General features: G+C 72.4%; 25 protein-coding genes. 8 read left to right on the top strand and 17 right to left on the bottom strand.

From position 1 onward, the window contains the following. The first annotated feature begins 27 nt into the window (after positions 1-27). From ACZ7KF_RS18860 to ACZ7KF_RS18850, 3 genes are read left to right on the top strand one after another with little or no spacing between them, the layout of a single operon-like run. Positions 28-1,629, top strand: coding sequence for an ABC transporter permease (locus ACZ7KF_RS18860; RefSeq protein WP_471075769.1), 1,602 nt, complete (start codon positions 28-30; stop codon positions 1,627-1,629). Beyond that, complete coding sequence (locus tag ACZ7KF_RS18855; protein ID WP_471075766.1) at positions 1,629-2,648, top strand: ABC transporter ATP-binding protein; 1,020 nt, start codon at positions 1,629-1,631, stop codon at positions 2,646-2,648. Before ACZ7KF_RS18860 ends, ACZ7KF_RS18855 begins: the two co-directional genes overlap by 1 nt. 44 nt (positions 2,649-2,692) lie before the next feature. Next, positions 2,693-3,490, top strand: a complete 798-nt coding sequence (locus ACZ7KF_RS18850) for a maleylpyruvate isomerase family mycothiol-dependent enzyme (protein WP_471075763.1) — start codon at positions 2,693-2,695, stop codon at positions 3,488-3,490. 80 nt (positions 3,491-3,570) lie between these two features. Here ACZ7KF_RS18850 and ACZ7KF_RS18845 read toward each other — a convergent pair whose 3' ends face one another. From ACZ7KF_RS18845 to ACZ7KF_RS18815, 7 genes are all read right to left on the bottom strand, one after another. Further along, on the bottom strand, positions 3,571-4,269 hold the full coding sequence (locus tag ACZ7KF_RS18845; RefSeq protein ID WP_471075761.1) for an LAETG motif-containing sortase-dependent surface protein: 699 nt from the start codon (positions 4,267-4,269) through the stop codon (positions 3,571-3,573). Between the two features lie 166 nt (positions 4,270-4,435). Next, the gene (locus ACZ7KF_RS18840; protein WP_471075758.1) at positions 4,436-5,560 is read right to left on the bottom strand and encodes an LOG family protein; all 1,125 of its coding nucleotides are present in this window, start codon (positions 5,558-5,560) and stop codon (positions 4,436-4,438) included. A gap of 37 nt (positions 5,561-5,597) precedes the next feature. After that, positions 5,598-6,005 (bottom strand): VOC family protein, encoded by a 408-nt coding sequence (locus ACZ7KF_RS18835; protein WP_471075755.1) that lies wholly within the window; start codon positions 6,003-6,005, stop codon positions 5,598-5,600. Positions 6,006-6,112: 107 nt separating this feature from the next. Continuing rightward, positions 6,113-7,507 (bottom strand): hypothetical protein, encoded by a 1,395-nt coding sequence (locus ACZ7KF_RS18830; RefSeq protein ID WP_471075752.1) that lies wholly within the window; start codon positions 7,505-7,507, stop codon positions 6,113-6,115. Next, entirely contained in the window at positions 7,489-8,229 is a 741-nt protein-coding gene (locus ACZ7KF_RS18825) for an ABC transporter ATP-binding protein (RefSeq protein ID WP_471075749.1), read from the bottom strand. Before ACZ7KF_RS18825 ends, ACZ7KF_RS18830 begins: the two co-directional genes overlap by 19 nt. A gap of 191 nt (positions 8,230-8,420) precedes the next feature. Further along, the gene (locus tag ACZ7KF_RS18820) at positions 8,421-9,785 is read right to left on the bottom strand and encodes an aspartate aminotransferase family protein (RefSeq protein WP_471075746.1); all 1,365 of its coding nucleotides are present in this window, start codon (positions 9,783-9,785) and stop codon (positions 8,421-8,423) included. Between the two features lie 2 nt (positions 9,786-9,787). Beyond that, entirely contained in the window at positions 9,788-10,309 is a 522-nt protein-coding gene (locus tag ACZ7KF_RS18815; protein WP_471075743.1) for an Lrp/AsnC family transcriptional regulator, read from the bottom strand. Between the two features lie 205 nt (positions 10,310-10,514). Between ACZ7KF_RS18815 and ACZ7KF_RS18810 the strand changes: the two genes are divergently transcribed. Beyond that, positions 10,515-11,954 (top strand): gamma-aminobutyraldehyde dehydrogenase, encoded by a 1,440-nt coding sequence (locus ACZ7KF_RS18810; RefSeq protein ID WP_471075740.1) that lies wholly within the window; start codon positions 10,515-10,517, stop codon positions 11,952-11,954. A 170-nt stretch (positions 11,955-12,124) separates the two neighbouring features. Next, on the top strand, positions 12,125-13,318 hold the full coding sequence (locus ACZ7KF_RS18805; protein ID WP_471075737.1) for an ABC transporter substrate-binding protein: 1,194 nt from the start codon (positions 12,125-12,127) through the stop codon (positions 13,316-13,318). Between the two features lie 9 nt (positions 13,319-13,327). Here ACZ7KF_RS18805 and ACZ7KF_RS18800 read toward each other — a convergent pair whose 3' ends face one another. The 7 genes from ACZ7KF_RS18800 to ACZ7KF_RS18770 all read right to left on the bottom strand — a co-directional run bounded on the left by ACZ7KF_RS18800 (position 13,328) and on the right by ACZ7KF_RS18770 (position 22,541). After that, positions 13,328-14,188: a 3-hydroxybutyryl-CoA dehydrogenase gene (locus tag ACZ7KF_RS18800; protein ID WP_471075734.1), complete on the bottom strand. Its 861-nt coding sequence runs from the start codon at positions 14,186-14,188 to the stop codon at positions 13,328-13,330. A gap of 61 nt (positions 14,189-14,249) precedes the next feature. Then, on the bottom strand, positions 14,250-16,226 hold the full coding sequence (locus ACZ7KF_RS18795; protein WP_471075731.1) for an acetyl/propionyl/methylcrotonyl-CoA carboxylase subunit alpha: 1,977 nt from the start codon (positions 16,224-16,226) through the stop codon (positions 14,250-14,252). A 9-nt stretch (positions 16,227-16,235) separates the two neighbouring features. Further along, on the bottom strand, positions 16,236-17,840 hold the full coding sequence (locus tag ACZ7KF_RS18790) for a carboxyl transferase domain-containing protein (protein WP_471075728.1): 1,605 nt from the start codon (positions 17,838-17,840) through the stop codon (positions 16,236-16,238). A gap of 1 nt (position 17,841) precedes the next feature. Beyond that, positions 17,842-19,020, bottom strand: a complete 1,179-nt coding sequence (locus ACZ7KF_RS18785; protein ID WP_471075725.1) for an MFS transporter — start codon at positions 19,018-19,020, stop codon at positions 17,842-17,844. Between the two features lie 106 nt (positions 19,021-19,126). Beyond that, the gene (locus ACZ7KF_RS18780; protein ID WP_471075722.1) at positions 19,127-20,326 is read right to left on the bottom strand and encodes an 8-amino-7-oxononanoate synthase family protein; all 1,200 of its coding nucleotides are present in this window, start codon (positions 20,324-20,326) and stop codon (positions 19,127-19,129) included. A gap of 317 nt (positions 20,327-20,643) precedes the next feature. Further along, positions 20,644-21,447: a helix-turn-helix transcriptional regulator gene (locus tag ACZ7KF_RS18775; protein WP_471075719.1), complete on the bottom strand. Its 804-nt coding sequence runs from the start codon at positions 21,445-21,447 to the stop codon at positions 20,644-20,646. A gap of 203 nt (positions 21,448-21,650) precedes the next feature. Next, entirely contained in the window at positions 21,651-22,541 is an 891-nt protein-coding gene (locus tag ACZ7KF_RS18770) for an IclR family transcriptional regulator (RefSeq protein ID WP_471075716.1), read from the bottom strand. An 87-nt stretch (positions 22,542-22,628) separates the two neighbouring features. Here ACZ7KF_RS18770 and ACZ7KF_RS18765 point away from each other — a divergent pair, with 87 nt between their 5' ends. Then, complete coding sequence (locus tag ACZ7KF_RS18765; RefSeq protein ID WP_471075713.1) at positions 22,629-23,273, top strand: nitroreductase family protein; 645 nt, start codon at positions 22,629-22,631, stop codon at positions 23,271-23,273. A 31-nt stretch (positions 23,274-23,304) separates the two neighbouring features. Continuing rightward, the gene (locus ACZ7KF_RS18760) at positions 23,305-23,832 is read left to right on the top strand and encodes a hypothetical protein (protein ID WP_471075710.1); all 528 of its coding nucleotides are present in this window, start codon (positions 23,305-23,307) and stop codon (positions 23,830-23,832) included. Here ACZ7KF_RS18760 and ACZ7KF_RS18755 read toward each other — a convergent pair. Both ACZ7KF_RS18755 and ACZ7KF_RS18750 read right to left on the bottom strand, forming a co-directional pair. After that, positions 23,822-24,976, bottom strand: coding sequence for a serine hydrolase domain-containing protein (locus ACZ7KF_RS18755; protein WP_471075707.1), 1,155 nt, complete (start codon positions 24,974-24,976; stop codon positions 23,822-23,824). The two genes, ACZ7KF_RS18760 and ACZ7KF_RS18755, sit on opposite strands and share 11 nt — an antisense overlap. Positions 24,977-25,124: 148 nt before the next feature. Continuing rightward, positions 25,125-25,502: a winged helix-turn-helix transcriptional regulator gene (locus ACZ7KF_RS18750; RefSeq protein WP_471075704.1), complete on the bottom strand. Its 378-nt coding sequence runs from the start codon at positions 25,500-25,502 to the stop codon at positions 25,125-25,127. 71 nt (positions 25,503-25,573) lie between these two features. Between ACZ7KF_RS18750 and ACZ7KF_RS18745 the strand changes: the two genes are divergently transcribed. Continuing rightward, positions 25,574-26,212: an NADPH-dependent F420 reductase gene (locus ACZ7KF_RS18745; protein WP_471075701.1), complete on the top strand. Its 639-nt coding sequence runs from the start codon at positions 25,574-25,576 to the stop codon at positions 26,210-26,212. On the opposite strand, the gene ACZ7KF_RS18740 is transcribed toward ACZ7KF_RS18745, so the two are convergent. Then, positions 26,166-26,849 carry a glycerophosphodiester phosphodiesterase gene (locus ACZ7KF_RS18740; protein WP_471075698.1) on the bottom strand — a complete coding sequence of 228 codons (684 nt, stop codon included), beginning with the start codon at positions 26,847-26,849 and terminating at the stop codon, positions 26,166-26,168. The two genes, ACZ7KF_RS18745 and ACZ7KF_RS18740, sit on opposite strands and share 47 nt — an antisense overlap. Positions 26,850-26,902 lie beyond the last annotated feature (53 nt).

The following is a 26,902-nucleotide window of genomic DNA, read 5'->3' as shown; positions in this document are numbered from 1 at the left end:
CGGGGAAACGCGGCGCGGCTCGGACTCATGGTCCTGCCCGTCGCGTTCTTCGCGCTGTTCTTCGCCTGGCCCGTGGCCGCGATCGTCACCCGCGGGCTGCGGACGGACGGCGCCTGGCGGTTCGGGCGGATCGTGGACGTCGTCGCCCAGCCGGACATCCGGCACGTGCTGTGGTTCACCACATGGCAGGCGCTCGCCTCCACCGCGCTCACCCTGCTGCCCGCGCTGCCGGCCGCCCATGTCTTCGCCCGCCTCGACTTCCCGGGCAAGCAGCTGCTGCGGGCCGTGGTCACGGTGCCGTTCGTGCTCCCGACCGTCGTGGCCGGCAGTGCCTTCCTCGCGCTGGTCGGGCACAACGGCTTGCTGGACGAGCTGTGGGGGGTACGGCTGGACACCACGGTGTGGGCGATCCTGCTGGCCCATGTCTTCTTCAACTACGCGGTCGTCGTCCGGACCGTCGGCGGACTGTGGGCCCAGCTCGACCCCCGCCAGGAGGAGGCCGCCCGGATGCTCGGCGCCTCGCCTCTCCGGGCCTGGCGGAAGGTCACCCTTCCGGCCCTCGGGCCCGCCGTGGCCGCCGCCGCCCTGATGGTGTTCCTGTTCACCTTCACCTCCTTCGGTGTCGTGCAGATCCTCGGCGGCCCCACCTACTCCACCCTCGAAGTGGAGATCTACCGGCAGACCTCCGAGATCTTCGACCTGTCCACGGCCGCCGTCCTCACCCTCGTGCAGTTCGCGGCCGTCGGCGCGATCCTCGTCGTGCACGCCTGGACGGTGCGGCGCCGGGAGACCGCCCTGCGGCTGGTCGACCCCGAGCTGACCGCCCGCCGCCCGCGCGGCGCCGGACAGTGGGCGCTGCTCGCGGGTGTGCTCGTCACCGTCGCGCTGCTCCTGGTTCTGCCGCTCGCCGTCCTGGTCCGCCGCTCGCTGGACGCGCCGGGCTTCGGCTACTACCGGGCGCTGGCCGACGCGGACGGCGGTACGTTCCTGGTGGCGCCGCTGCACGCCGTGTGGACCTCGCTGGAGTACGCCGTCGCGGCCACCGCCATCGCCGTGCTGATCGGCGGGCTCGCCGCCGCCGCGCTGGCCCGCCGGGACGCGGGACGGCTGGTGCGGGGCTTCGACGCGCTGCTGATGCTGCCGCTCGGCGTCTCCGCCGTGACCGTCGGCTTCGGGTTCCTGATCGCGCTCGACAAGCCGCCGCTGGACCTGCGCCAGTCCTGGATCCTGGTGCCTCTCGCCCAGGCGCTGGTCGGCGCCCCCTTCGTCGTACGGACCATGCTGCCCGTGCTGCGCGCGGTGGACGTACGCCTGCGGGAGGCCGCCGCGGTGCTCGGGGCCGCGCCCTGGCGGGTGTGGCGGGAGGTCGACCTGCCGCTGGTGCGGCGGGCGTTGCTGGTCGCGGCCGGGTTCGCGTTCGCCGTCTCGCTCGGCGAGTTCGGGGCGACCGTGTTCATCGCCCGGGCGGACAACCCGACGCTGCCGGTCGCCGTGGCCCGGCTGCTGAGCCGCCCCGGTGATCTCAACTACGGTCAGGCGATGGCCCTTTCGACCATTCTCATGGTGGTGTGCGCCGCCGCGCTGCTCATTCTGGAGCGGCTGCGCACGGACCGGACGGGGGAGTTCTGATGCTGCTGAGCCTGGAGGCCGCGACCGTGCGCTTCGGCGGGCGGCCCGTGCTCGACGCGATCGGCCTGGCGGTCGCCGAGCACGAGGTGGTGTGCGTGCTCGGGCCCAGCGGCAGCGGCAAGTCGACGCTCCTGCGGGCCGTCGCCGGCCTCCAGCGGCTGGACTCCGGGCGGGTGCTGCTCGACGGCCGGGACCAGACGGGCGTCCCCGCGCACAAGCGGGGCGTCGGGCTGATGTTCCAGGACCATCAGCTGTTCCCGCAGCGGGACGTCGGCGCGAACGTGGCGTTCGGGCCGCGCATGCACGGCGTCGCCCGGGGCGAACGGGACGCCGAGGTACGGCAGTTGCTGGAGCTGGTAGGTCTGCCGGGGGCCGCCCGGCGGGCCGTGGCCTCCCTGTCCGGCGGCGAGCAGCAGCGCGTGGCCCTCGCCCGCGCCCTCGCGCCCCGGCCCCGGCTGCTCATGCTGGACGAGCCGCTCGGCCAGCTGGACCGCTCGCTGCGGGAGCGGCTGGTGGTCGAACTGCGGGAGCTGTTCGGGCGGTTGGGTACGACCGTGCTCGCCGTCACCCACGACCAGGGCGAGGCGTTCGCGCTGGCCGACCGGGTGGTGGTGATGCGGGACGGACGGATCGCGCAGTCGGGGACGCCCATCGAGGTGTGGCAGCGCCCCGCCGACGCGTTCGTGGCCCGCTTCCTCGGCTTCGAGAACGTGGTAACGGCGACCGTCGCCGGTACGGCCGCCGACAGCCCGTGGGGGAAGCTGCCGGTGCCCGACGGTTCCGCGCAGGGCAGCCGCACGGTGCTCGTCCGGCCCGCCGGGGTCCGGCTGGTGCCGGCCGACCGGGGCCTGCCCTGCACGGTGACCGCCCGCACCTTCAAGGGCACCCATGTGGCCGTGCACCTCCAGCCGGCGGACGGCCCGCGGCTGGAGGCGGCCTGCGCGCTGCGGGACGCGCCGGAGCCCGGCGCCCCGGTCGGCGTGGAGTTCGACGTGGCCGAAACCGTCGTGCTCGACTGATCACCCGCCCGGGAGGCAGGGGCGGGGGCCCGTAGGGTGAGGCCATGTCTTTACTCGCGCATGACCGTTACTGCGATGAAATCGCCCATCAGGTGGACCTGTTGAGAGCCGTGGTGACCTCCGGCGCCGACCTGACCGCCACCGTGCCGACCTGCCCGGACTGGTCGCTGGAAGATCTCGTGCGGCACATGGGAGGTGCCCTGCGCTGGGTGGACGCCCTGGTGCGGGCCCGGGCGCAGGAGAACATCCCGGCCGAGCGGGTCCCGCTGGCCGGCGGGCCGGAGGAGCGCGGTGACGCGGCGGCCCTCGACGAGTGGCTCGCGGAGACGGGCGCGCTGGTCGTCGGCGCGCTGCGCGAGGCCGGCCCGGACGCCGGGGTGTGGGCGTGGGCCGGGGTGCTGAACGCGGGTTTCTGGGCTCGCCGTATGGCCTGCGAGATCACCGTGCACCGGGCCGACGCCACGCTCGCCGCCGGGCTGCCCTACGAGGTGGCGCCGGACATGGCGGCGGACGCGCTGGACGAGTGGCTGCAGCTGGTGGAGTGGGTGCAGCGCAACGCGGCCCACGAGGCGGCGAAGGAGCTGCGCGGACCGGGACGCTCCCTGCACCTGCATGCCACCGACACCGACCCGGCGCTGGACGCCGAGTGGCTGATCGAGCTGGGTGAGGACGGCGTGAGCTGGCGGCGCGGGCACGAGAAGGCGACGGTCGCCCTGCGCGGCCCGCTCACCTCCGTGCTGCTCGCCTTCTACCGACGGCTGCCGCTGGACAGCCCCGGCCTGGAGGTGCTCGGCGAGCGCGAGCTGCTGGAGTTCTGGCTGGAGCGGACCACGTTCGGCTGACCCGCTCGGGCCGGTACGCGACCGCGGCCCGTCCCCTGGGGATAGGGGGACGGGCCGCGGCGCGTCGTGCGGGTGAGGCGTCAGCCGTTGCGGCTCGCCCCACGGCGGCGCATGCCGAACCAGACCGCGCCGCCGCCGACGACGACCAGGGCCGCCGCGAGGCCGGCGATCAGGCCGGTGTTGGAGCTCGCACCGGTCTCGGCGAGGTTGGAGTCACCGGCCGCGGGGGACGGCGCGTTGTCCGAGGTGCCCGCCGGGGCGGAGCTGGACTCGGAGGCCGACGGGGCCGGGGTCGCCGGCTGGGCCGGAGCGGACGTGGACGGGGACGTGGACGGGGACGCGGACGGCGTGGTGCTGGCCGACGGCGTCGGGGTCTGGCTCTCGGTCTTGCACGCGGTGGCCGGGGTCACCAGGTCGGGCTGTATGTCCGCGTCGACGGCCTTGTCGGCCTTGACGTGCACCCGGTAGGTGGCGTTCGGCTTCCAGGTCTCCGCGAAGGTGATCGAGGTGCCTTCCTTCGAGCCCTTGACCGGCTGCTCGCCGATCTTCGTCTCGATGCCGCCGGCGCCCTTGAGGAAGACGGTGACGGTGGCGTCCTTGGCGGAGGCGTCGGTGTCGGTGACGACGATGACGCCCTTGTCGCCGTCGCACTTGGCTTCGGCGGAGAAGTCCTTGATGTTGCACGCGAGAGCGGAGCCGGACAGGCCCAGCACCAGCGCCGTCGACCCGGAGGCGACACCCAGGAGGCGCACGGAACGGCGTACGCTACGGCGAGTCATGGACAACGTTTGTCCTTTACAGAGTGCAATTGCGGGGGGTGGAGGGGGATGTGGGGCGACGGATGAGGTGAGGCCCCAGCACCCCCGGGAGGCTCACAGGTTTATAAGCGCTCCATAAGTAGTGTCAACGCATATGCCGTCAACGGTCGTTGACTTTGCCCGCTTATTAACCGCCCAGACGTTTGATCGCCTCCGGCGCCTGCTCGATCCGGTCGACGAGGGCGATACGGGACTCCATCGCCCGTCCTCGCGCCAGCGACTCCAGCAGCGGCCAGGCCGGCAGCTCCCGCGTCCAGTGCGCGCTGTCCACGAGCACCATCGGAGTCGGTTCGCCGCGCGACTCGTAGTAGTTGGGCGTCGCGTTGTCGAAGACCTCCTGCACGGTCCCGGCGGCGCCCGGCAGGAACACCACCCCCGCGGTGGACCGGGCCAGCAGGCCGTCCTCGCGGGTGGCGTTGGCGAAGTACTTGGCGATGTGCGCGGCGAAGGCGTTCGGCGGCTCGTGCCCGTAGAACCAGGTGGGGATGCCCACCGACGGCCCGCCGCCCGGCCAGCGGTCGCGCACCTCGAACGCGGCGCGCGCCCAGTCGGTGACCGACGGCCTGAACGAGGGGGACTTGGCCAGCAGCCGGAGTGCTTCGTCCAGCATGTCGTCGGCGAACGGTGCCGCGTACGCGCCGAGGTTGGCCGCCTCCATGGCGCCCGGTCCGCCGCCGGTGGCCACGGTGAACCCGGCGCGGGTCAGTTCGCGGCCGAGCCGCGCCGCACCGGCGTAGGCCTCGGTCCCGCGGGCCATCGCGTGGCCGCCCATGACCCCCACCACCCGGGCGCCGGTGAGGAGTTCGTCCAGGGCGTCGGAGACGGCGTCGTCGTGGATCGCCCGGAGCATCGAGGCGAAGACGTCACCGTCGGCCTTCGTCTCCTGGAACCAGGCGTAGGCCCGCGCGTCCGGCGTCGCCTCGTACCCCTCGTGCAGCGACTCGAACAATTCGCCGGGCGTGTAGGCGAAGCCGCGGTACGGGTCGAAGGGGAGCCCCGGGACCGGCGGGAACACCAGTGCCCCGGCGGACCGGACATGGGCGGCGGCCTCGGCGTCCATGGGACAGCCGAGGAAGACGGCGGCGGTGGCGTCGAGGCGGAGCAGGATGTCGGTACGGCCGGTCAGATCGACGGCCTGGACGCGGAATCGGGCGAGCGTGCCGTGTTCGGCGACCACCTCGTCGAACTCGGCGAGGGACTCTATCTCGCGGTCGTGGGCGGCGCGGGGCGGCTGGGCGGGTGTCGGATGCACCCGCCCATGCTGGCACGGATGTTCGGGCCCCCGGGGGTCAGCCCTGGGCGGCGGCCGGGTCCATCCACACGACCTCCCAGGTGTGGCCGTCGAGGTCGTCGAAGGCGCGGCCGTACATGAAGCCGTGGTCCTGGGTCCGGCCGCTCGCCGTGCCGCCGGCCGCGATCGCCCTGTCGACCAGCTCGTCCACCTTCTCCCGGCTCTCGGCGCTCAGACAGATCAGCACCTCGCTGGTGGTCGTCGCGTCGGCGATCTCCTTCTTGGTGAACGTCGCGTAGAACGGCTTGGTCAGCAGCATCGCGACGATGGTGTCGCTGATCACCACGGAGGCCGCGTTCTCGTCACTGAACCGGGGGTTGATCGTGTAGCCGAGCTCCGTGAAGAACTTCTTCGCGGCGTCGAGGTCGTTCACGGGCAGGTTCACGAAGATCATCTGCTGGTACATGCGGGCCTCTCCCCTAGGGGTCGTGCGTGGTTCGTCGCGTTCGATGGTCAGACCGGCGGCCCGCCCCGGACTCATCGGTGCCCGGCGATTTTTCTCGCGACGGGCGGTCAGCCGGCCTGAGGCAGTGCCGACAACGCGGCGATCACCACGGTGAGCGGGCCGAACAGGGCCAGCAGAGCCACCGCGCGCAGGGCGGCGGCGCCGCGCAGCAGGGTGGCGGACGCGCCGAGGCGGAGCAGCGCGGCGGTGGTGTCGGCGCGGCACTGGCGGGCCTCCACCGCCACGGTGAGCAGGGTGGCGACCGTGGAGCCGGCGACCACGAGCGCGGCGAGGGCGGACAGCGGGCCGAAGGCACGGGAGGAGCCGTCGTGCAGAGCGGTCAGGGCGTAGCCGGCGGACGCCACCGCGCAGACCACGCCCAGGGGGCGGCCGATCCGGGCGGCCTCCGTCATGAGGACCCGTCCGGACAGCAGTCGCAGCGCGCCCGGACGGCTGGTCTGCAGGAGCCGGCCGCACAGGTGGGTGAGGCCGGGGGCGGCCAGGACGAGCCCGGTGCCGGTGAGCAGCCAGCCGAGGAGCACGGCGAGGGCGGGGGAGGGGACGCCGCGGCCGGCGTAGGACTGGACGGCGAGGCCGGCGGTGACGAGCGCGATGCCCCAGGGGAACCCGGCGGGAGCTGTGCCGGGGCGGGCGGCGTCCGGGGCGAGGGGCTCCGGACCGGTCGAGCCGTCCGGTGCCGGTGAGGTGCCGTCCTTCTCCGGTACGGCAGCCGCCCCGGGGTGACGACCGCCCGCGGAGGGGGGATCGTCGGCTGCGGGCCGCGCGCCCTCCGCGGTCGGGGGGCCGGGCCGCTCGGCGGCGGGGTTCCGGGCGCTCCGGCCGCCGGACCGGGCACCGAAGCGGCCGTACGCTCCGAACGACTCCCTCGCGGACGCGCCGCCGTGCGCCCCGAAGCCGCCGAACCGCCGCGGTCCCCGGGAGACGGGGCGGGGGTCCTTGGGGCGGAGGGCCACGGCCACCGCGGCCGTCGCCGTGGCCGGCACCACGGCCAGCAGGGTCAGGACCGCCGGGGCCGGGAGGGGCAGGCCGGCCGCCAGGAAGTCCGCCGCCGCGCCGTCGAACGGCAGGCCCGACAGGTCGCCGCGCAGATGCAGGAAGACCAGCAGGGCCAGCATCGAGCCCAGGGTGCAGGACAGGGCCGTCGTCAGGGCGGAGACGGCCATGAGGCGGGCGGGGCCCAGGCCCACGGCGGACATGCCGGTGCGCGGCCGGGTGGCGGGGTCGGTGCGGGCGACCGCGAGCGCGAGGTACACCGTGGCGGCGAGCGGCCCCGCGCACCAGGAGAGCCGCAGTGCGGCGCTCCCCGCGGCCTGCGGGTGCTTCAGGGCGTAGCCGAGGCAGGACAGGAGGAGGAAACCGGTGCCCGCCGCGGCCGCCGCCACCAGCAGGCGGCGCAGCTGGACGGCGGGCCGGGCGGCGCGGGTCAGACGGAGAGCGAGCACGCGGCCCGGCCTTCCGCGTCGGGCGTGTCCGGCAGCTGCACGGTGTGCACGCGCCGCCCGTCCAGCAGGGCCACCGTGCGGTCGGCGAGGGCGGCGGTGTCGGGGTCGTGCGTGGCGAGGACGACCGTGATGCCGTGGGAGCGGGCGGCCGAGGTCAGGGTGCGCAGCACATGGGTGCGGTCGGCGCGGTGCAGGGGGGCGGTGGGCTCGTCGGCGAAGAGGACCGTGGGGCCGGGGGCGAGGGCGCGGGCGATGGCGACGCGCTGGCGTTCGGCGTGCCGCAGCGCGCGCGGGCGGCTGCGGGCCTTGTCCCCGATGTCCAGGCGCTCCAGCCACTCCAGGGCGGCCACCTTGGCCCGGCGGCGGCCCGCGCCGCGCAGCATCAGCGGGAGCGCGGCGTTCTCCCAGACGTTCAGCTCGGGGACGAGGACCGGCTCGGGGTCGATCCAGCCGAAGCGGTCCCGGCGCAGCCGCTCGCGGGCCATCGGGCCGAGGGTGTGCACGGGGGAGCTGTTGAACCACACCTCGCCGCTGCGCACCGGCACCAGACCGGACAGGCAGCGCAGCAGGGTCGTCTTGCCGCTGCCGCGCGGACCGCTGACGGCGAGGATCTCGCCCTCCCGTACACCGAGCGAGACCCCGGTGAGTCCGGGGGAGCCGTCGCGGTGCGTGAAGTGCAGGGAGCGTGCCCAGAGCACGTCGTTGTCCGGCGGGGCCTCCATGGGCGTACACCTCGGTTCTGATCCGTTTTCCCGTGCCTGTTCCCTCGTGCGGGGGAACGAAGGCGGGGGCGATCGGTCACTGGCACGCTAGGCAGGTCCCGGACGGGAGCCCGGACAGCACACGGCCCCGGGCCGCCGTTCTCACTCGAACGGACGGCGCCGGGGCCGGGGTCGGTCATCCGGTCGGATGATCAGAGCTTGGTCCACGCCTCCGTGAGGGTGCCCCGCAGGATCTGCTCGATCTCGTCGAAGGTCTCCTGGTTGGAGATCAGCGGCGGGGCGAGCTGGATCACCGGGTCGCCGCGGTCGTCGGCACGGCAGTACAGGCCGTTGTCGAAGAGGGCCTTGGAGAGGAAGCCGTACAGGACGCGCTCGGTCTCCTCGTCGTTGAAGGACTCCTTGGTGTGCTTGTCCTTCACCAGCTCGATGCCGTAGAAGAAGCCGTTGCCGCGGACGTCGCCGACGATCGGCAGGTCGTGCAGCTTCTGCAGGGTCTGCAGGAAGGCGCCCTCGTTGTCGAGCACGTGCTGGTTGAGGTTCTCGCGCTCGAACAGGTCGAGGTTGGCGAGACCCACCGCGGCGGACACCGGGTGGCCACCGAAGGTGTAGCCGTGCAGGAAGGTGTTGTCGCCCTTGTAGAACGGCTCGGCGAGCCGGTCCGAGACGATGCACGCGCCGATCGGGGAGTAGCCCGAGGTCATGCCCTTGGCGCAGGTGATCATGTCCGGGACGTAGCCGAACTTGTCGCAGGCGAAGGTGGTGCCGAGGCGGCCGAAGGCGCAGATGACCTCGTCCGACACGAGCAGCACGTCGTACTGGTCGCAGATCTCGCGCACGCGCTGGAAGTAGCCGGGCGGGGGCGGGAAGCAGCCGCCGGCGTTCTGCACGGGCTCCAGGAAGACCGCGGCGACGGTGTCCGGGCCCTCGAAGAGGATCTGCTGCTCGATCTGGTCGGCGGCCCAGCGGCCGAAGGCCTCGGGGTCGTCACCGAAGATCGGGGCGCGGTAGATGTTGGTGTTCGGCACCTTGTGCGCGCCCGGCACCAGCGGCTCGAAGGGGGCCTTCAGGCCCGGCAGGCCGGTGATGGACAGGGCGCCCTGCGGGGTGCCGTGGTAGGCGACCGCGCGGGAGATGACCTTGTACTTGGTGGGCTTGCCGACCAGCTTGAAGTACTGCTTGGCGAGCTTCCAGGCGGTCTCGACCGCCTCGCCGCCGCCGGTGGTGAAGAAGACCTTGTTCAGGTCGCCCGGGGCCTCGTCGGCCAGGCGCTCGGCCAGCTCGACGGCCTTGGGGTGGGCGTAGGACCACACCGGGAAGAAGGCCAGCTCCTGGGCCTGCTTGAAGGCGGTCTCGGCGAGTTCCGTGCGGCCGTGGCCGGCCTGGACCACGAACAGGCCCGCGAGACCGTCGAGGTAGCGCTTGCCCTTGTCGTCGTAGATGTAGGTGCCCTCACCCCGCACGATGGTCGGGACGGGGGAGTTCTCGTACGAGGACATGCGGGTGAAGTGCATCCACAGGTGGTCGTACGCGGTCTTGCTGAGGTCCTTTGAACTCACGGTTATCGGGTTCCCCACATGTAGGTCTGCTTCTTCAGCTTCAGGTAGACGAAGCTTTCGGTGGAGCGCACGCCGGGCAGGGCCCGGATGCGTTTGTTGATGACGTCCAGCAGGTGGTCGTCGTCCTCGCAGACGATCTCGGCGAGGATGTCGAACGAGCCCGCGGCCATCACCACGTACTCGACTTCCGACATGCCGGTCAGCGCGTCCGCGATCGACTCGACATCGCCCTCGACGTTGATCCCGACCATCGCCTGTCGGCGGAAGCCCACGGTGAGCGGGTCCGTGACGGCGACGATCTGCATCACGCCCTGGTCCAGCAGCTTCTGGACGCGCTGGCGCACGGCCGCCTCGGACAGGCCGACCGCCTTGCCGATCGCGGCGTACGGCCGCCGGCCGTCCTCCTGGAGCTGCTGGATGATGGCGAGGGAGACGGAGTCCAGCTGGGGACTGCCGCCGTTCCTGGACTCGCGGGACGAGTCCCTCTGGTCTGCGCTTCGACTGGCCACGACCTCACTGTGCACGACGTCTCGACAGTTTTGCAAGGCCCGATCGATGAAATCCGTTGTTTGAGAGACCAGACTGTGCGGATTTCGCAGAACCGGTACCGGTGGGGGTGTTGAAAACGTGGGCTCGGCGATTAGGGTGGGGTGTCTCAGCGATTGGACAGCCGGAGCCGGCTGGACGGGCTGGGAGCTCGAACCCTCGAACCAGATCAGGAGGCCGGCAGTGAGCACCGAGCTGCGTCGTCTGCGCAACTACATCGACGGTGAGTTCCGGGACGCCGCCGACGGACGGACCACCGAGGTGGTCAACCCCGCGACGGGCGAGGCGTACGCCACCGCGCCGCTGTCCGGGCAGGCGGACGTGGACGCCGCCATGGAGGCCGCCGCCCGCGCCTTCCCGGCCTGGCGCGACACCACGCCGGCCGAGCGGCAGAAGGCCCTCCTGAAGATCGCGGACGCGTTCGAGGAGCGTGCCGAGGAACTGATCGCGGCCGAGGTGGAGAACACGGGCAAGCCGTTCGGGCTGACCCGCTCCGAGGAGATCCCGCCGATGGTCGACCAGATCCGCTTCTTCGCGGGTGCGGCCCGGATGCTGGAAGGCCGCTCCGCCGGCGAGTACATGGACGGGATGACCTCGATCATCCGCCGTGAGCCGGTCGGCGTCTGCGCGCAGGTCGCCCCGTGGAACTACCCGATGATGATGGCCGTGTGGAAGTTCGCCCCGGCCATCGCCGCGGGCAACACGGTCGTCCTGAAGCCGTCGGACACCACCCCGGCCTCCACCGTCCTGATCGCCGACATCATCGGCTCGATCCTCCCCCAGGGCGTCTTCAACGTCATCTGCGGCGACCGCGAGACCGGCCGCATGATGGTCGAGCACCGGACCCCGGCGATGGCCTCCATCACCGGCTCCGTCCGCGCCGGCATGTCCGTCGCCGAGTCCGCCTCCAAGGACCTCAAGCGGGTCCACCTGGAGCTGGGCGGCAAGGCCCCGGTCGTCGTCTTCGAGGACACCGACATCGCCAAGGCCGTCGAGGACATCTCCGTGGCGGGCTTCTTCAACGCCGGCCAGGACTGTACGGCCGCGACCCGCGTCCTCGTCCAGGAGTCCATCCACGACGAGTTCGTGGCCGCGCTCGCGAAGGCCGCCGCCGAGACCAAGACCGGTCAGCCCGACGACGAGGACGTGCTCTTCGGCCCGCTGAACAACCCCAACCAGCTCAAGCAGGTCTCCGGCTTCATCGACCGCCTCCCCGCCCACGCCAAGGTCGAGGCGGGCGGCCAGCAGGTCGGCGACAAGGGCTACTTCTACGCCCCGACCGTCGTCTCCGGCCTGAAGCAGGACGACGAGATCGTCCAGAACGAGGTCTTCGGCCCGGTCATCACCGTCCAGTCCTTCACCGACGAGGAGCAGGCCGTCGAGTGGGCCAACGGCGTCGAGTACGCCCTCGCCTCCTCGGTGTGGACCAAGGACCACGGCCGCGCGATGCGGATGTCCAAGAGGCTCGACTTCGGCTGCGTGTGGATCAACACCCACATCCCGCTGGTCGCCGAGATGCCGCACGGCGGCTTCAAGAAGTCCGGCTACGGCAAGGACCTGTCGGGGTACGGCTTCGAGGACTACACCCGGATCAAGCACGTGATGACGTCCCTGGACGGCTGATCGCAGCGACACCACCTGGAGCGGCCCGGACAGGACACCTCCCTGTCCGGGCCGCTCCGTGCTGCCGGCGGACCGGCGCCCGCCGTGATCGACAAGGTGTCGGGCAGGCCCGGCCGCGCTCGACGCAGCGTCGATTGCCCCTGCGCGCGACGGAGCGGCACACTCGTCGAGTGCCCCAGACACCTTCCCGTACGACCGCGCTGTCCCGCCGTTCCCTCCTGCGTGCCCTCGGCGGCACCGCCGCCCTCGGCGCCCTGGCCGGCTGCGGGGTGCCCGCCGCCTACGTCCGGCCCGGCGACCGGGCCGTGGCCGACGAGTCCGCGGCCGACAAGAAGCTGACCTGGGCGAACTGGCCGCTCTACATCGACACCGACGACGACGACCCCAACAGGCGGCCCACGCTGGAGGGGTTCGAGAAGCGCACCGGGATCTCCGTCGACTACGTGGAGGAGATCAACGACAACGACGAGTTCTTCGGCAAGATCAGCCCCGCGCTGATGAACCACCAGCCCACCGGCCGCGATCTCATCGTCATCAGCGACTGGATGTGCGCCCGCTACGTCCGGCTCGGCTGGGTCCAGAAGATGGACCGCGCCCGTCAGCCGAACGTGGCGAAGTACCTCGACCCGCTGCTCCGCTCGCCCGCCTTCGACCGGGGCCGCCTGTTCACCGTGCCGTGGCAGTCCGGCATCACCGGCATCGCCTACAACCGCCGCAAGCTCGGCCGCGACATCCGGCACGTGAAGGACCTCTGGGCGAGCGACCTCAAGGGCCGCGTGACCCTGCTGTCCGGCCTGGACGAGTCGTTCGCGCTGCTCATGCAGGGCAACGGCGTGGACATCACCCGCTGGACCGCGGACGACTTCCACCGGGTCTGCGACCAGGTGGAGCGGGAGGTCCACCGCGGCCAGATCCGCCGCTTCACCGGCAACGACTACACCAAGGACCTGGTCAGCGGCGACGTGCTCGCCTGCCAGGCGTACTCCGGCGACGTCATCCAGCTCCAGGCGGACAACCCCGACATCCGCTTCGTCGTCCCGGAGGAGGGCGCCGAGCTGTGGTCGGACTCCCTCATGATCCCCAACCGGGCCCGCCACAAGGCCAACGCGGAGCGCCTGGTCGACCACTACTACGACCCCGAGGTCGCCGCGAAGCTCGCCGCCTGGGTCAACTACGTCTGCCCGGTCCCGGCCGCCCGCGAGATCCTCGCGGACGCCGAGGACAAGGAGACCGCGGCCCTCGCCGACAACCCCCTGATCTTCCCGAACACGACCATGCGCAAGCGCCTGGCCATCGCCCGGGACATCACCTCCGGGGAACGGCCGGAGTTCGCGCGGCGGTGGAACAAGATCGTGGGCCTGTAGCGGGGCGGCTCACGCGTACGCGTAGAAGCCCCGGCCCGTCTTGCGGCCCAGCAGGCCGCCCTCGACCATGCGGGACAGCAGGGGCGGAGCCGCGTACAGCGGTTCCTTGAACTCCGCGTACAGGGCGTCCGCCACCGCCGCCACGACGTCGAGGCCCACCATGTCGGTCAGGCGCAGCGGGCCCATGGGGTGGGAACAGCCGAGGACCATGCCCTGGTCGATGTCCTCGGCCGTGGCGAAGCCCGTCTCCAGCATGCGGACGGCGGCGAGCAGGTACGGCACCAGCAGCGCGTTGACCACGAACCCGGCCCGGTCCTTGGCGCGGATCGGCTGCTTGCCCAGCGTCCCCGCCACCCAGGCCTCGGCCCGGTCCAGGGTCGCCTCGGAGGTGTGCAGCGAGCCGACCAGCTCCACCAGGGCCATGGCCGGCACCGGGTTGAAGAAGTGGGTGCCGATCACCTGGGCCGGGCGGCCGGTGGCGCCGGCCAGCTTCATGACGGGGATCGAGGAGGTGTTGGAGGCCAGGATCGCCTCCGGGTCCTCGACCACCTTGTCCAGGGTCGCGAAGAGGTCCAGTTTCAGCGACTCCTCCTCGCGGACCGCCTCCACCACCAGCTGGCGGTCGGCCAGCTCGCCCAGGTCCATGGTGAAGCGGAGGCGGGCCGCGGCCGCGTCCCGGTCGGCCGACGTGAGCCGGCCCTTGGCGACGGCACGGTCGAGCGAGGCCAGGACGCGGTCGCGTCCGCTGGTCAGCGAGGACTCGCGGGAGACCGCGACCAGCACGTCCATGCCGGCCAGGGCGCTCACTTCGGCGATTCCGGCGCCCATGGCACCCGAGCCGACCACTCCGACACGGCGGATGGGGATCATTGGTTCTGTGCTTCCCTCTGTGTTGCGTCGATCGCGTGTTCGTTCAGGCGGGTCACGTGGTTCAGGCGGCCTGTTCGCCCTGTTCCGGGCCGATGACGACCAGGATCTGGTCCGCGGAGACGATCTCGGACAGGGCGCAGCGGATCTCCTCCACCACACCGGTGGCCGGGGCGAGTATCCGGTTCTCCATCTTCATCGCCTCGACGATCGCCACGGTGTCGCCCTGCTGCACCAGGTCGCCTACGGACACGGGGAGTTGGACCACGGTGCCGGGCATCGGGGAGGTGACCGCGTCACCGCCGGCCGCGCCGTCCTCCTCGCCGGAGACGGCCAGCGTCAGGGTGAGACGGCGGCCGTCCACGACCAGTTCGCAGCCGTCGGCCCGGCGCAGACCCGCCCACCGCGCCTCGCCCGCCGTGCCCCGCACCAGCGCCCCGTCGGGCGCGCCGGTGACTCCGTACCGCTCGCCGGCCACGGCCACCGTGAGCGTGCCGGCCCGCCGGGAGAGCAGCGCCGCCTCCAGCGGACGGCTGCCCACGCGGCAGGCGACGCGGCCCAACGGCGCCTCGGGATCGAGCAGTCGCCGGTCCAGCGCGCCCAGGGAGCCGCTCCACGGTGACTCGGCCCCGCCCCCCGCGGGCAGCGTCATCGCCGCGGCGCAGGCCACCGCCAGCGGTTCCAGGTCCGGGCGGTGCTCGGCGGCGCGGGCGGTGAACTCGTCCACCAGGTGGGTGTCGATCAGCCCGGCGCTCACCCGGGTGTCGCCCAGCAGGTCGGCGAGGAACCCGAGGTTGGTGGTGAGGCCGAGGACGGCGGTGTCGCGGACGGCCTCCCGCAGCAGGGTGAGGGCGGCGGGCCGGGCCGGGCCGTGCGCGATGATCTTGGCGATCATCGGGTCGTAGAAGACCGGGACGTCCCCCGTGGTGTCGAAGGCCGCGTCCACCCGGAGCCCGGTGGGCCACCGGGTGTCCAGCACCCGGCCGGGGGCGGGACGGAAGTCCGCGTCGGGGTCCTCGGCGTACACACGGACCTCGATCGCGTGCCCGGAGGCGGTGATCTCGTCCTGCGACAGCGGGAGTTCCTCGCCCGCGGCGACCCGCAGCTGCCACTCGACCAGGTCCAGGCCGGTGATGGCCTCGGTGACCGGGTGCTCCACCTGGAGACGGGTGTTGACCTCCAGGAAGAAGAACTCCCCGGTGCCGTCCAGGATGAACTCGAACGTGCCCGCGTTGACGTAGCCGATGGCCCGCGCGCCGCGCACGGCCGCCGACAGCAGGGCCTCGCGGACGTCGGCCGGCAGGTTGACGGCCGGTGCCTCCTCCACGATCTTCTGGTGCCGGCGCTGCAGCGAGCACTCCCGCTCGAACAGGTGCAGCACCTGGCCGTGGGTGTCGCCGAAGACCTGGACCTCGATGTGGCGGGGGCGGCGCAGATACCGTTCGACCAGCAGCCGGCCGTCACCGAAGTTCGCGCGGGCCAGCCGGACCGCGGCCTCGACGGCGGGGGCCAGGTCCTCCTCGCGCTCGATGACCCGCATGCCCTTGCCGCCGCCTCCGGCGACCGGCTTGAGGATGACCGGGTAGCCGACGCGGGCCGCGTGCGCCCGGATCTCGTCCGCCGACTCGGTGGCGTCCGCCGAGCCCGGCAGCACCGGCACGCCCGCCTCGGCCATCAGCCGCTTCGCGGTGGCCTTGTCCCCCATGGCCGCGATGGTGCCGGCGCCGGGCCCGACGAAGACCAGGCCGGCCTCGGCCACCGCCGCCGCGAACTGCGGGTTCTCCGAGAGGAACCCGTACCCCGGGTGGACGGCGTCGCAGCCGGTGCGCAGGGCCGCGTCGACCAGGGCGTCGATGCGCAGATAGCTGTCGGCCGCGGGGGAGGGGCCGAGCAGCACCTGCTCGAAGGCGCCCTCCAGATGGGCGGCGGAGCCGTCGGCCTCGGAGTGCACGGCGACGTACTCGATGCCGAGGCGGCGGCAGGTGCGGGCGATACGGCGGGCGATCTCACCCCGGTTGGCGATCAGAAGACGTTTCACCATGACGGGTCATCACATCCTGAACACGCCGAAGCGCGTCTCTCGTTGCGGTGCTGCCGCGGCCAGGGCGAGGCTCAGCGTCAGCCATTCACGGGTGTCGACGGGGTCGACCAGCGCGTCCACCCACAGCCGGGCGGCCACGTAGAGGGGCTGGCCCTCGCGGTCGTAGTTGTCCCGGATCGGCTTCTTGAAAGCCTCTTCCTCTTCCGGGGTCATCTCGCTGCCCTGTTTGGCCAGCTGTTCGTTCTTGATCAGCGCCATGACGGTCGCGGCCTGCTCGCCGCCGACCACGGACGTCTTGGCGTTGGGCCACATGGCCATCAGCTGCGGGCCGATCGAACGCCCGCACATGGCGAGGTTGCCCGCGCCGTAGCTACCGCCGATCAGCACGGAGAACTTCGGGACGGCGGCGCAGGACGCGGCGTTCACCATCTTCGCGCCGTGCTTGGCGATACCGCCCGCCTCGTACTCGGCGCCGACCATGAACCCGTTGATGTTGTGCAGGAAGAGCAGCGGGATACCGCGCTGCGAGCACAGCTCGATGAAGTTCGCGGCCTTCTGGGCGCTCTCGGAGAACAGCACGCCGTCGTTGATCAGCACGCCCACGGGGTAGCCGCCGATCCGGCCGGTGCCGCACACGATGGTCGGGCCGAACCGGGCGCGGTACTCGGTGAACTCGCTGCCGTCCAGCAGCCGGGCGAGGATCTCCCGGGCCGGGATGGGCTCGCGCGGGTTGGCGCTGATGATGCCCGGCAGCTCGGCCGGGTCGTACAGCGGCGGCAGCGGCTTCTCGGGCGGCGCGGCCGGGACGTCCCTGCCGTGCCGGGCGGCGATCTCCCGGACCAGGGTGAGCGCGTGCTCGTCGTCGAGGGCGAGGTGGTCGGCGACGCCGCTGGTGGCGGTGTGCAGATCGGCGCCGCCGAGGGTCTCGGTGTCGACGACGACACCGGTCGCCGCCCGCACCAGCTGGGGGCCGCCCAGGAAGATCGACCCGTTGCCCCGCACGATCACCGTCTCGTCGCACATCGCCGGGATGTACGCGCCGCCGGCGGTGCACGAGCCCATGACGGCCGCGATCTGCGGCAGGCCCATCGCGGACATCTCCGCGATGTTGCGGAAGATCCGGCCGAAGTGGTTCTCGTCGGGGAAGATGTCCTCCTGCATCGGCAGGAACACGCCCCCGGAGTCGACCAGGTAGACGCAGGGCAGCCCGTTCTCCCGGGCGACCTGCTGGGCCCGCAGGTGCTTGCGGACGGTCAGCGGGTAGTACGTCCCGCCCTTCACGGTCGCGTCGTTGGCGAACACCACCGTGGGCCGGCCCTCCACCATGCCGACACCGGTGATGATGCCCGCGGACGGCACCGCCTGCTCGTACACCTCGTGCGCGGCGAGCTGCCCGATCTCCAGGAACGGGGTGCCCGGGTCGAGCAGCCGGCTCACCCGCTCGCGGGCCGTGAGCTTGCCGCGCGCGGCGTGCTTGGCCCGCGCCGCGGCGCCGCCGCCGGCCGTGGCCGCCGCGCGGGCCGCCGCGATCTGCTCGCGCAGGCCGTCGTAGGCCGCGCTGTTGCGGCGGAACACCTCGCTGGAGGGGCTGATGTGGGAACGCAGAACCGCCATGTCACTTCCCTTCCGTGGCGACGGCCGTGGGTGCCGCCGCGGGGACGGCGATCCGGGTCATGAGCCAGGCCGCGGCGCCCAGCGCGGCGGCGACCGTGGCCCAGGCGAGGTCGGCGTGCAGCAGCGCGGCGCTGGACGCGGCCACGCCCGCCATCGACTGCTGGAGGAAGCCGCAGAGCGAGACGGCGTAGGCGCCGTGCCCCTGCTGGCTGCTGACGGCGGTGGCCATGCTGTTCGGGAACAGCACGGACTGGCCGAACGTGGTCACGCAGTACAGCGCCACGAACGCCACCAGGGCGCCGCCGTCCGGCAGTCCGGGTACCGACCACAGGACGATCATCAGCACGCCGGCCGCGGTCATCACGACCGATCCGGCGACCATCAGCCGGCCCGAACCCGACCTGGCCACCAGCCGGTTGACGGTCATCGCGCCGCCGAAGTAGGCGGCGCCCAGCAGCAGCCCGAGGCTGCCGTACTGGTCGGTGGCGAGGTCGAAGTGCTGCTGGAAGACGAACGGGCTGACCTCCTGGAGCACCACGATCGTGGCGAACCCGGCGCCACCGGCCAGGGCCGGCAGCAGGAACGCGGGCTGCCTGCTGATGGTGAGGCAGATCCGCAGTACCTCGGACGGCCGCTGCACGGCACGGCTCGACTCGAACGGCACGGTGAAGGTGAGCAGGGCGGCGACCGCGCCGACCGTGGCGAGGACCGCGAAGCCGGTCTCCCAGTGCGAGTAGCGGCCGATCAGACCGCCGAGGAACTGCCCGCCGCCCATCGCCGTGATGAACGCGATCGACAGCACCGACAGGCGCTTGGCCAGCTCGTCCCCGTGCCAGCGGTCACGCACCAGGATGCGCGCGATGATCGCCGCGCCTCCCGCGCCGATGCCCTGCAGCGCCCGCAGCGCCAGCAGCGCCTCGGGGGACCGGATCAGCGCGATCGCCGCGCTGGTGAGCACGAACAGCGCCAGGGAGGCCAGCAGCGGGCCCCTGCGGCCGTAGCGGTCCGCGGCCACTCCCCAGAGCACCACCGGAGCCGCGGCACCGACCACGAACGCCGAAATGGAAAGCGCCGCATAACTGCGGGACATTCCGAAATCATGCGCCACGATCGGCAGCGAGGGCAGATAGATGGTGGTCGCCATCTGGGCCATGAAGACCAGCAGACAGGAGAGCGCCATGATGCGCCGGTTCACCTGATTGCGGACGGCGTTTTCCCCGGCCTTCCGCCCGGTTCCGGAACTTTCCCCGGTTTCTTCCCCGGTTTCGTCCTCGGCTGCGGAAATCTCAGTCATTCTGGCTCCGCAGATCATTGACCAGACGACCGAAGTGCTCGATGTCCGTCTTCGTCATGTCGGCGCGCAGCATGATGCGCAGTCCGGCCTTTCCGCGGGCGATGACCGGGAAGAACAGCGCGGAGGTGTAGTAGCCCTCGGAAAGGAGGGTGCGGCCGATGCGGACCGTCTTCTCCTCCGAGCCGATGTCGATGAACCGGATCGGCAGGCCGTCGCCGCTCTGGGCGGTGGGCACCAGCGCGTCGAAGCGGTCGATGTTCTCCTGGAGCCGCCGCTGGAGCTCCTTCAGCTCCGGGGAGCGGTGCAGTTCGGCGGAGGCGGTGATCGCCCCGAGCCCGGCCGTGTTGATCCGCTGCGACCAGGTCAGCGGGCCGCCGTAGCGCAGGGCGAGGTCACGGCGGTGCCGGGAGCCCTGCGGCCCCAGGAAGATCGCGCCGCCGGACGCCCCGAAGCCCTTGTTCAGCGAGGTGATGATCAGCGTACGGTCGTTGATCTCGCCCATGGTGTCCAGGACGAGCCCGCGCCCCTGGTCGCCGCAGGTCGACACCCCGTGGGCCTCGTCGAAGAACAGGAACAGCCCGTACTTCTCCTGCAGCCGCAGCAGTTCGCGCACCGGGGCCGCGCCGCCCGTGCTGTACACCCCGTCGGCCACGTAGGCGACGTTCGGATGCGTGCGGCACAGCTCTTCCAGGGCGTCGAGGTCGTTGTGCCCGATGGTTCTGACCTGGGCCTCGTCGGCGACGCTCGGCTTCATCGCGTTCAGGCAGAAGTGCGCGTGCTTGTCGAACACCATGAGCGGCGGCACGTCGTCGGTGAAGGCGCCGGAGGCCAGCAGGGGCAGCGCGGACCAGGCCGCCGCGGCACAGGAGGCGAGGGTGACCGCCTCCACCCGGAACAGGTCCGACAGCGCGTCCTCGGCGTCCCGGAGAATCCCGAAGTGCACCCGCATACGGGAGACCGAGGTGTTCAGCGAGGCGTTGTCGGTGACGGCGTCGGCCGCCGCGCGGATCAGCGCCGGGTGGGAGTCCAGACCGAGGTACGAGTACGACGACATGTTGAGGAACTCGTGGCCGTCGGCGCGCGTGGCGTACCGGCCGGCACCGAGGTTTCCGGCCACGATTCCAGCCATTCCGGAAGCGGCGGTGACGTTCCAGAAGTCGTTGCTTATCCCGATCGTTTTTTTGATGTTCATGAAGGCGTGCAAGGTCGCTCCCGAAGCGCTGCTCAGTCGAGTTCCGAGATTCGCAACTGCGCGTAGCGAATGTCAACGGGTGCAACCGGCAATGTTCTGCCGGTCGGCCGGGCTGGCGGGAAACGCTTGGCCGAAAGGTCGGTGCTCAAAGAAACCGGCAGAAAGTTGCCGGTGGCGGCCGGTGGTGGCCGGGGGAGAGCGCCGGAGAACCGGCAGAAATTTGCCGGTCGACGGACCGGAAAATAATTGCCGGTCGACGGCGGTTGAAAAAAGCGGCTGCCGTCGGGAAGACTTGGGGCGTCGACGGGAGCCGTGGTTCAGCCGTCCTGCAGACCGAGGAAGGTGAGCCGGAGTCCCGGATAGCCGACGGGATGCAGCACCTGGGCGACGACGTCGACGGTGCGCGGAGCGAAGCGGGGAATGGTCAGGCGGAAGGTGTGTCCGTCGCGGTTCGCGATGATCACCGGGCCCTCGTCCCAGATCCGCCGGCACTCGGGGTCGGCGAGTGCCGTGCGCAGGATCCCGGGGAGTTCGGGGTGTCCCGGGTACTGCGCCAGGGCGTAGCGCAGCATCGCGAGGTACGCCCGCCCGTGCCGCGGCCAGTCGGCCAGCTGCTGCCGGGCCTCGGGGTCGGTCAGCCCCCAGCGGATCAGGTTGGCGCCGGGGCGCCGCACCCAGGGGAACCACTCGGCCATCGCCTCGTTGTGGTCGAGCACGTTCCAGGCGTTGTCGGTGAGATAGGCGGGCTGGGCGGGCTGCAGGTCGAGCAGCCGCCGCAGCGGTGTCAGGTCGACACCGTCGCCCGGGGACACGGCGGGGAAGGGTTCGCCGCCGGCGGCGTAGAGGAAGAGCGTCGCCCGTTCGTCGGCGCACAGCCGCAGCGCGTCCGCCAGCGCGCCCAGCGTGCGGGCGTCCAACCGGGGCAGGGTGCCGCGCTCCAGGTCCCGGTACCAGCGCTCGCTCATGCCGACGGCGGCGGCGACCTCCGTCTGGGGCAGGGGTTTGCCGAGGCCGAGGGTCCGGCCCGCACGCGCCCGCCAGGCCCGCAGCAGCACCGCCAGTCCCACCGTCTCGTCCGGCAGCTGTCCGCCGGTCCGGTCCGTGGAGTTGTCGCGCTGCATGAAACTGGGCCTCTACTCTGACTGCTGCGTCGTGCCGTGGCCCCTGGGGAGCGGCCGGCGTGGGGCGCCGCCGCAACGGCGTCGCCCGCACCGGGTCAGGTGCGCGGGCGGGAAGTGGTCACCGCTGGTCAGGTCCCCCGCATAAGAGTAACCGGCGCGCCGGACTGTTTTCGCGCCGTCCGGGGGTGGCGGTGGCACGTCCGTCAGCCGCTCAGTGCCCGGCTCACCGTCGCCGCCGCCTGCCGTACGGCCGGAGCCAGACGGCCGGACAGGGCGGTCGTCGGGGCCGTCACGGACACGGCCGCCACGGCGAGGCCGCTCCGGAACACCGGTGCCGCGAAGGACAGTTCGCCCAGCCGGTACTCCTGGTGCGCCTCGGCCAGCCCGTCCGCGCGGACCCGGACCAGCTGGGCGCCGAGCGCGCCGGGCGCGGTGACGGTGTAGGGGGTGAGCCGCTCGCCGACCGGTGAGCGGCCGGTACCGCCGCCGACACCGGCACCAGGACCGACACCGACACCAGGACCGACACGGCCGCCGCCCCCGACACCAGGACCGACACCGGCACCAGCACCAGCACCGACACCGACACCGGCACCGGTGCCGGTGCCGTGCGCCTCGTCCCGGCCGGGGTCGGTTCCGTCGCCGGAAGCCCCGCCGTCCCCGCCGGGGCCGCGTCCGCCGCCGTGGGGGACACCGGCCCCGTAGGCCAGCAGTACCTTGCCCGCGGCCGTGGCGTGCAGCGGGAGCCGCTCGCCGGTGACGAGGCACAGGGCCGCGCCGTCGGCGGGGATCGCCACGTCCGCGTGGCCGCCGGTGCGGGTGGTGAGGACGCGCAGGGCCGGCAGGGCGGTGGCGAGCATGCCGCGGGGACAGGGGGCGGCGGCGCCGAGCGTACGGATGCGGGTGCCGAGGCGGTAGGAACCGTCGGCCGCCCGCTCCAGCCCGCCCCAGGCCACCAGCTCCCGCACCATGCGCAGCGTGGTCGGCACGGGCAGCCCCGTGCGCCGGGCGATGTCCGTCAGGCGCAGGGTGCCCGGCGCGTCCTCGAAGGCGTCCAGCACGGAGAAGACCCGCCCGGCGACACTCTCGGCCATACCGTTCCTCCGTGTACGTCGCCCGCGTTTTCGTTCAGTGAAAGCCGGGCGTTGCCGGCGGACGGCACGCCCCGTGAGGGTCAACACATGACTCTCGACCTCTCTTCCGACCAGTTGCTGTCCACCACCCGCGCGGTGCGCCACCGCCTCGACCTCACCCGGCCGGTGTCGCGCCGGCTGCTGGAGGAGTGCGTGGACCTGGCCGTCCAGGCGCCCAGCGGACGCAACCGGCAGCGCTGGCACTTCGTCGTCGTCACCGACCCGGACCGGCGGGCCGCCCTGGCGGACGTGTGGCGGGCCGGGGTGAGCGCGCCCGGCGCCGGTGATCCGCTGCCGGCCCGGGACGTGCGGCGCGCGAGCGTGGCGCGGATGGACCGGGTCTACTCCGGCGCCGCGTACCTGTACGAGCATCTGCACGAGGTCCCGGCGCTCGTCGTCCCGTGCGTGGAGGGCCGTACCGACGACGCCCCCGTGCTGCGCCAGGCCGGCACCTGGGGGTCCATCCTCCCGGCCGTGTGGAGCTTCATGCTGGCCGCCCGCGCCCGGGGGCTCGGCACCTGCTGGACCACCGGCAACCTCGTCGACGAGAAGGAGTCGGCCCGGGTGCTCGGCATCCCGTACGAGGACGTCATGCAGGCGGCGCTCATCCCCGTCGCCCACACCCTCGGCACCGACTTCCGGCCGGCCCGCCGCATCCCCCGGGAGCGGGTGCTGCACTGGGAGAGGTTTTGAACATGTTCAATTCCAGGCGTACGCTCCTGCCATGAGCGACAGAGCCGCCCTGCTCAAGGGCATTCGCGTCTGGCTGGTCTTCTTCGTCGTGTGTCTCGTGCTCAGCGGCGCCACCGCCTTCCCGCTGGTGCACGAACTGCGCTGGACCGAGGACGTGCTGCGGGCCCTGTCCGTGCCCGAGCACCTGCCGGGGCTGACGGACTGGATCACGCGGGTGCGGCAGGGGCTGGACACCGTCGACGCCGAGTACCCCTTCGTGCTGTACGGCACCGACTGGCTGGCCTTCGCCCACCTCGTCATCGCGGTCGCGTTCTACGGCCCCTACCGCGACCCGGTCCGCAACATCTGGGTCGTCGAGTTCGGGATGATCGCGTGCGCCGGGATCATCCCGCTCGCCCTCGTCTGCGGACCCGTCCGCGGCATCCCCTTCTGGTGGAGCCTGATCGACATGTCCTTCGGGATCCTCGGCGTCATCCCCCTGTACGTCGTACGGAAGAAGATCAAGCGGCTGGAGGCGCTCGGCGCGCCGTCGGCGGTCCCGGCGGCCGTCAGCGGTTGAACGCGGGGAACGCGAAACGCTGGGCGACGGCCAGGCCGTCGCCCTTCGCGTCCGTGGAGTCGACCGAGTAGACCAGGGTGCGGGACAGGTCCCGGGTCGCCGCGATCACCGTGGCGTAGCCGGGCCGCGAACCGGTCTTGCCCCAGATCACCTTGCCGTTCACCTCGAACCGCTCCAGCGCCGCGCCGTACCGCGCCCCGGGCACGTCGGGCAGGGTGAACATCTCCTTCAGTTGCGGCTCGGGCACCACCCGGCCGCGGAACAGCCCCACCAGCAGCCGCTCCAGATCGGCGGTGGTCGAGATCAGGTCACCCGCGGCGAAACGGTCGGTCATGTTCCAGTCGGTCACGTCCACCAGCCTGCCGTCGATCCAGTCGTAGCCGCGGTTGTGCGGTCCGTGGATCCGGGGGTCCGCGCCGACCGGGAACGAGCTGTGCCGCATGCCCAGCGGCCGGAAGATCCGCACCTGCGCCTGGTGCGCGTACGAGTCGCCGGTCACCTTCTCGATGAGCATGCCGAGCACGGTGTAGTGGATGTTGCCGTAGGTCTGCCGGGTGCCCGGCGGGTACTCCGGGCCCTGGGCGACCGAGTCCGCGACGACCTGGCGGGGCGTCAGCGTCTCGAAGCGGTGCGGATAGCCGTCCTCGACGGTGTCGCCGAGGGACGCCCCCGGGCGCAGACCGCTGGTGTAGTTCAGCAACTGCCGCACGGTGACCGGGTGGAAGTCCTCGGTGAGCAGGCCCGGCAGATAGTGCTGCACGGTGCCGTCGAGGTCGATCCGGCCCTCCGCGGCCAGTTGCAGCACGATCGACGCGGTGACCACCTTCGTCACCGACCCGGCACGGAACCGCGCGTTCTCCAGGGCCGGAGCCCCCGTACGGACGTCCCGCACACCGGCCGTCCCGCGCCAGCTGCCCTCGCCGCCGACGCGGAGCAGCGCGGCGGTGGCGTCGTGGTCGGGGAGTCCGGCGATCGCGGCGGCGAGAGCCTCGGCGTCGGGGCCGCTCGGGGCGCCGGCGGAAAGCGAGGGCGAGGCCGCGGGCGCGGGTGCGGGCGCGGCGAACGCCGGTGCGGCCAGCGGACCCGCGGCCAGCGCGGCGACGAGACCGGCGGCCACGAGGGCGGAACGGGTGGTACGGCGCATGACGGACTCCTCGGGGAGATCGGCGGAAGCTGCGTGATCATCCTCCGGCGGCGGCCCGCTGCCCGGATCCTCATCGAGGAGGGCGTACGACCCTTGCCCGCCCCTCATCAATCGGTCCCGCGTATAAGGGAGTTGTCCGGGACGCCCCCTACGGGTGGGGTCCGGCCGGCCGCTCGCGGACGTAGCGCTCCTGGGCCGCCACGACATCGGCGCCGTGCTCGAAGGCCCAGGCCCCGAACGCGTCGATCGGCGCCAGCAACGTCTCTCCCAGAGCGGTGAGTTCGTATTCCACGCGAGGCGGCGATCCGCCGTACGCCCGGCGTCCCACCAGACCGTTGAACTCCAGTCGGCGCAGCGTCTCGGTCAGCACCTTCTGGCTGATCCCACCGATGTGCGCGCGCAGCGCACCCGGTCGGCGCGGACCGTCCTTGAGGGCCCACAGCACCACCGAGTTCCAGGTGTTGGCGAGCAGATCGAAGGCCAGGCGGGCCTGGCAGTCGGCGAGGAAGGGCTGGTCGTGGCTCACGTACCGAATGGTGCCCGAGCGGCTTCCTAGTGTCGTGGTCCTGGTCGACAGGCTCACCGGAGGAGGAAGTCGTGCGCATAGGGATTCTCGGCACCGGAGGCATGGCGCGGGCGCTGGGCGCGCAGTGGGAACGGGCCGGACACGCGGTGGTGGCGGGCAGTCGGTCGCGGGGCGACGTGCGCGCGGCGGCGGCGCACGGCACCGACGCGGTGCTGCTCGCCGTGCCGTACACGGCGGCCGTGGACGTCGCCGCCGGGCTCGCGACCCTCCTGGCCGGGCGGGTGCTGATCGACTGCACCAACGCGGTCGGCCCGGACTTCGGGCTGCGCACGGCCGACGGCCCGGCCGCGGCCGAGCGGATCGCCGCCGCCGCGCCCGCCGCCCACGTGGTCAAGGCCTTCAACCTGTGCCACGAGAGCGTCTGGCGGCTGACCCCGCCCGTCTTCGCCGGCCGCCCGCTCGCGGTGCCGCTGTGCGGGGACGACGAGGACGCCCTCGCGGTCGTCCGGCGGCTTGTGCGCGACCTCGGCTGCGTGCCGCTGACCGCCGGCGGACTGGACCGGGCCGGGCTGCTGGAGGCGACGGCCGCCCTGCTGATCCGGCTGTGGCTCGGCGAGGGCGCGGACGCCCAGGCGATCGCTCCGCCGCTGGAGTTCGCCGGGGTCAGCGCGAACGCAGCACGTGCAGAACGTCGATCCGGTTCGTCGTGATCGAGTCGACGCCCAGGTCCAGCAGGCGGCTCATGGAGCGGCGGGTGTCCGGGGTCCACACCGACAGCAGACAGCCGTCGTGGTGGACCCGGGCCGCCAGCTCCCGGCTCACCAGCGAGAAGCGGTAGTTGAGCCAGCGCGGGCGGACCGCGGCCAGCAGCGCGGGCCGGGGCGGGGCCAGGCTCGTCCAGGTCAGGGCGATCTCGGCGGCCGGATCGGCGGCGCGGACGGCGAGCATCGCCTCCGCGTGCGCGCTGTAGTAGACCCGGTCCCGGGCCCCGCTCTGCCGGACCACGTCCAGGGTCCGCCCGACCGTCCCGCGGTCGACCCGCCCGCACAGATCCACCATCACCCGGCTGTCACCGGTCGCGGCGAGCGCCTCCGCCAGCGTCGGCACCTCGCCGGCCGTCAGCCCGCGCAGCTCCTCGGCGGACAGCGCGCCCAGCGGCCGGCCGACTTCCCACAGCCGCTTCAGCGTCTCGTCGTGCAGCAGCACGGGCACGCCGTCGCGGGTGAGCCGTACGTCGATCTCGACGGCGTCCGCGCCCTGGTCGAGCGCGGAACGCAGCGAGTCGACGGTGTTCTCACGGAAGCGGTAGGGGTCGCCGCGGTGGGCCACGGCGGTCACGGTCTGCATGGCCCCCATTGTGGCCGTCGCGTGGACACGCCCGTGCCCACGGGGGCCCGTGG

Source organism: Streptomyces sp. NPDC038200 (genome assembly GCF_055600785.1).
The sequence above is the reverse complement of the archived record's forward strand: the minus strand, read 5'-3'. Positions and strand labels throughout refer to the sequence as shown.

Coding starts and splice junctions, on each gene's coding strand:
- ACZ7KF_RS18795 (WP_471075731.1), bottom strand. CDS start 16,226: ATGGTGAAACGTCTTCTGATCGCCAACCGGGGTGAGATCGCCCGCCGT.
- ACZ7KF_RS18850 (WP_471075763.1), top strand. CDS start 2,693: ATGTCTTTACTCGCGCATGACCGTTACTGCGATGAAATCGCCCATCAG.
- ACZ7KF_RS18785 (WP_471075725.1), bottom strand. CDS start 19,020: ATGGCGCTCTCCTGTCTGCTGGTCTTCATGGCCCAGATGGCGACCACC.
- ACZ7KF_RS18800 (WP_471075734.1), bottom strand. CDS start 14,188: ATGATCCCCATCCGCCGTGTCGGAGTGGTCGGCTCGGGTGCCATGGGC.
- ACZ7KF_RS18760 (WP_471075710.1), top strand. CDS start 23,305: ATGAGCGACAGAGCCGCCCTGCTCAAGGGCATTCGCGTCTGGCTGGTC.
- ACZ7KF_RS18855 (WP_471075766.1), top strand. CDS start 1,629: ATGCTGCTGAGCCTGGAGGCCGCGACCGTGCGCTTCGGCGGGCGGCCC.
- ACZ7KF_RS18775 (WP_471075719.1), bottom strand. CDS start 21,447: ATGCAGCGCGACAACTCCACGGACCGGACCGGCGGACAGCTGCCGGAC.
- ACZ7KF_RS18770 (WP_471075716.1), bottom strand. CDS start 22,541: ATGGCCGAGAGTGTCGCCGGGCGGGTCTTCTCCGTGCTGGACGCCTTC.
- ACZ7KF_RS18845 (WP_471075761.1), bottom strand. CDS start 4,269: ATGACTCGCCGTAGCGTACGCCGTTCCGTGCGCCTCCTGGGTGTCGCC.
- ACZ7KF_RS18740 (WP_471075698.1), bottom strand. CDS start 26,849: ATGCAGACCGTGACCGCCGTGGCCCACCGCGGCGACCCCTACCGCTTC.
- ACZ7KF_RS18755 (WP_471075707.1), bottom strand. CDS start 24,976: ATGCGCCGTACCACCCGTTCCGCCCTCGTGGCCGCCGGTCTCGTCGCC.
- ACZ7KF_RS18835 (WP_471075755.1), bottom strand. CDS start 6,005: ATGTACCAGCAGATGATCTTCGTGAACCTGCCCGTGAACGACCTCGAC.
- ACZ7KF_RS18765 (WP_471075713.1), top strand. CDS start 22,629: ATGACTCTCGACCTCTCTTCCGACCAGTTGCTGTCCACCACCCGCGCG.
- ACZ7KF_RS18780 (WP_471075722.1), bottom strand. CDS start 20,326: ATGAACATCAAAAAAACGATCGGGATAAGCAACGACTTCTGGAACGTC.
- ACZ7KF_RS18860 (WP_471075769.1), top strand. CDS start 28: ATGGTCCTGCCCGTCGCGTTCTTCGCGCTGTTCTTCGCCTGGCCCGTG.
- ACZ7KF_RS18790 (WP_471075728.1), bottom strand. CDS start 17,840: ATGGCGGTTCTGCGTTCCCACATCAGCCCCTCCAGCGAGGTGTTCCGC.
- ACZ7KF_RS18825 (WP_471075749.1), bottom strand. CDS start 8,229: ATGGAGGCCCCGCCGGACAACGACGTGCTCTGGGCACGCTCCCTGCAC.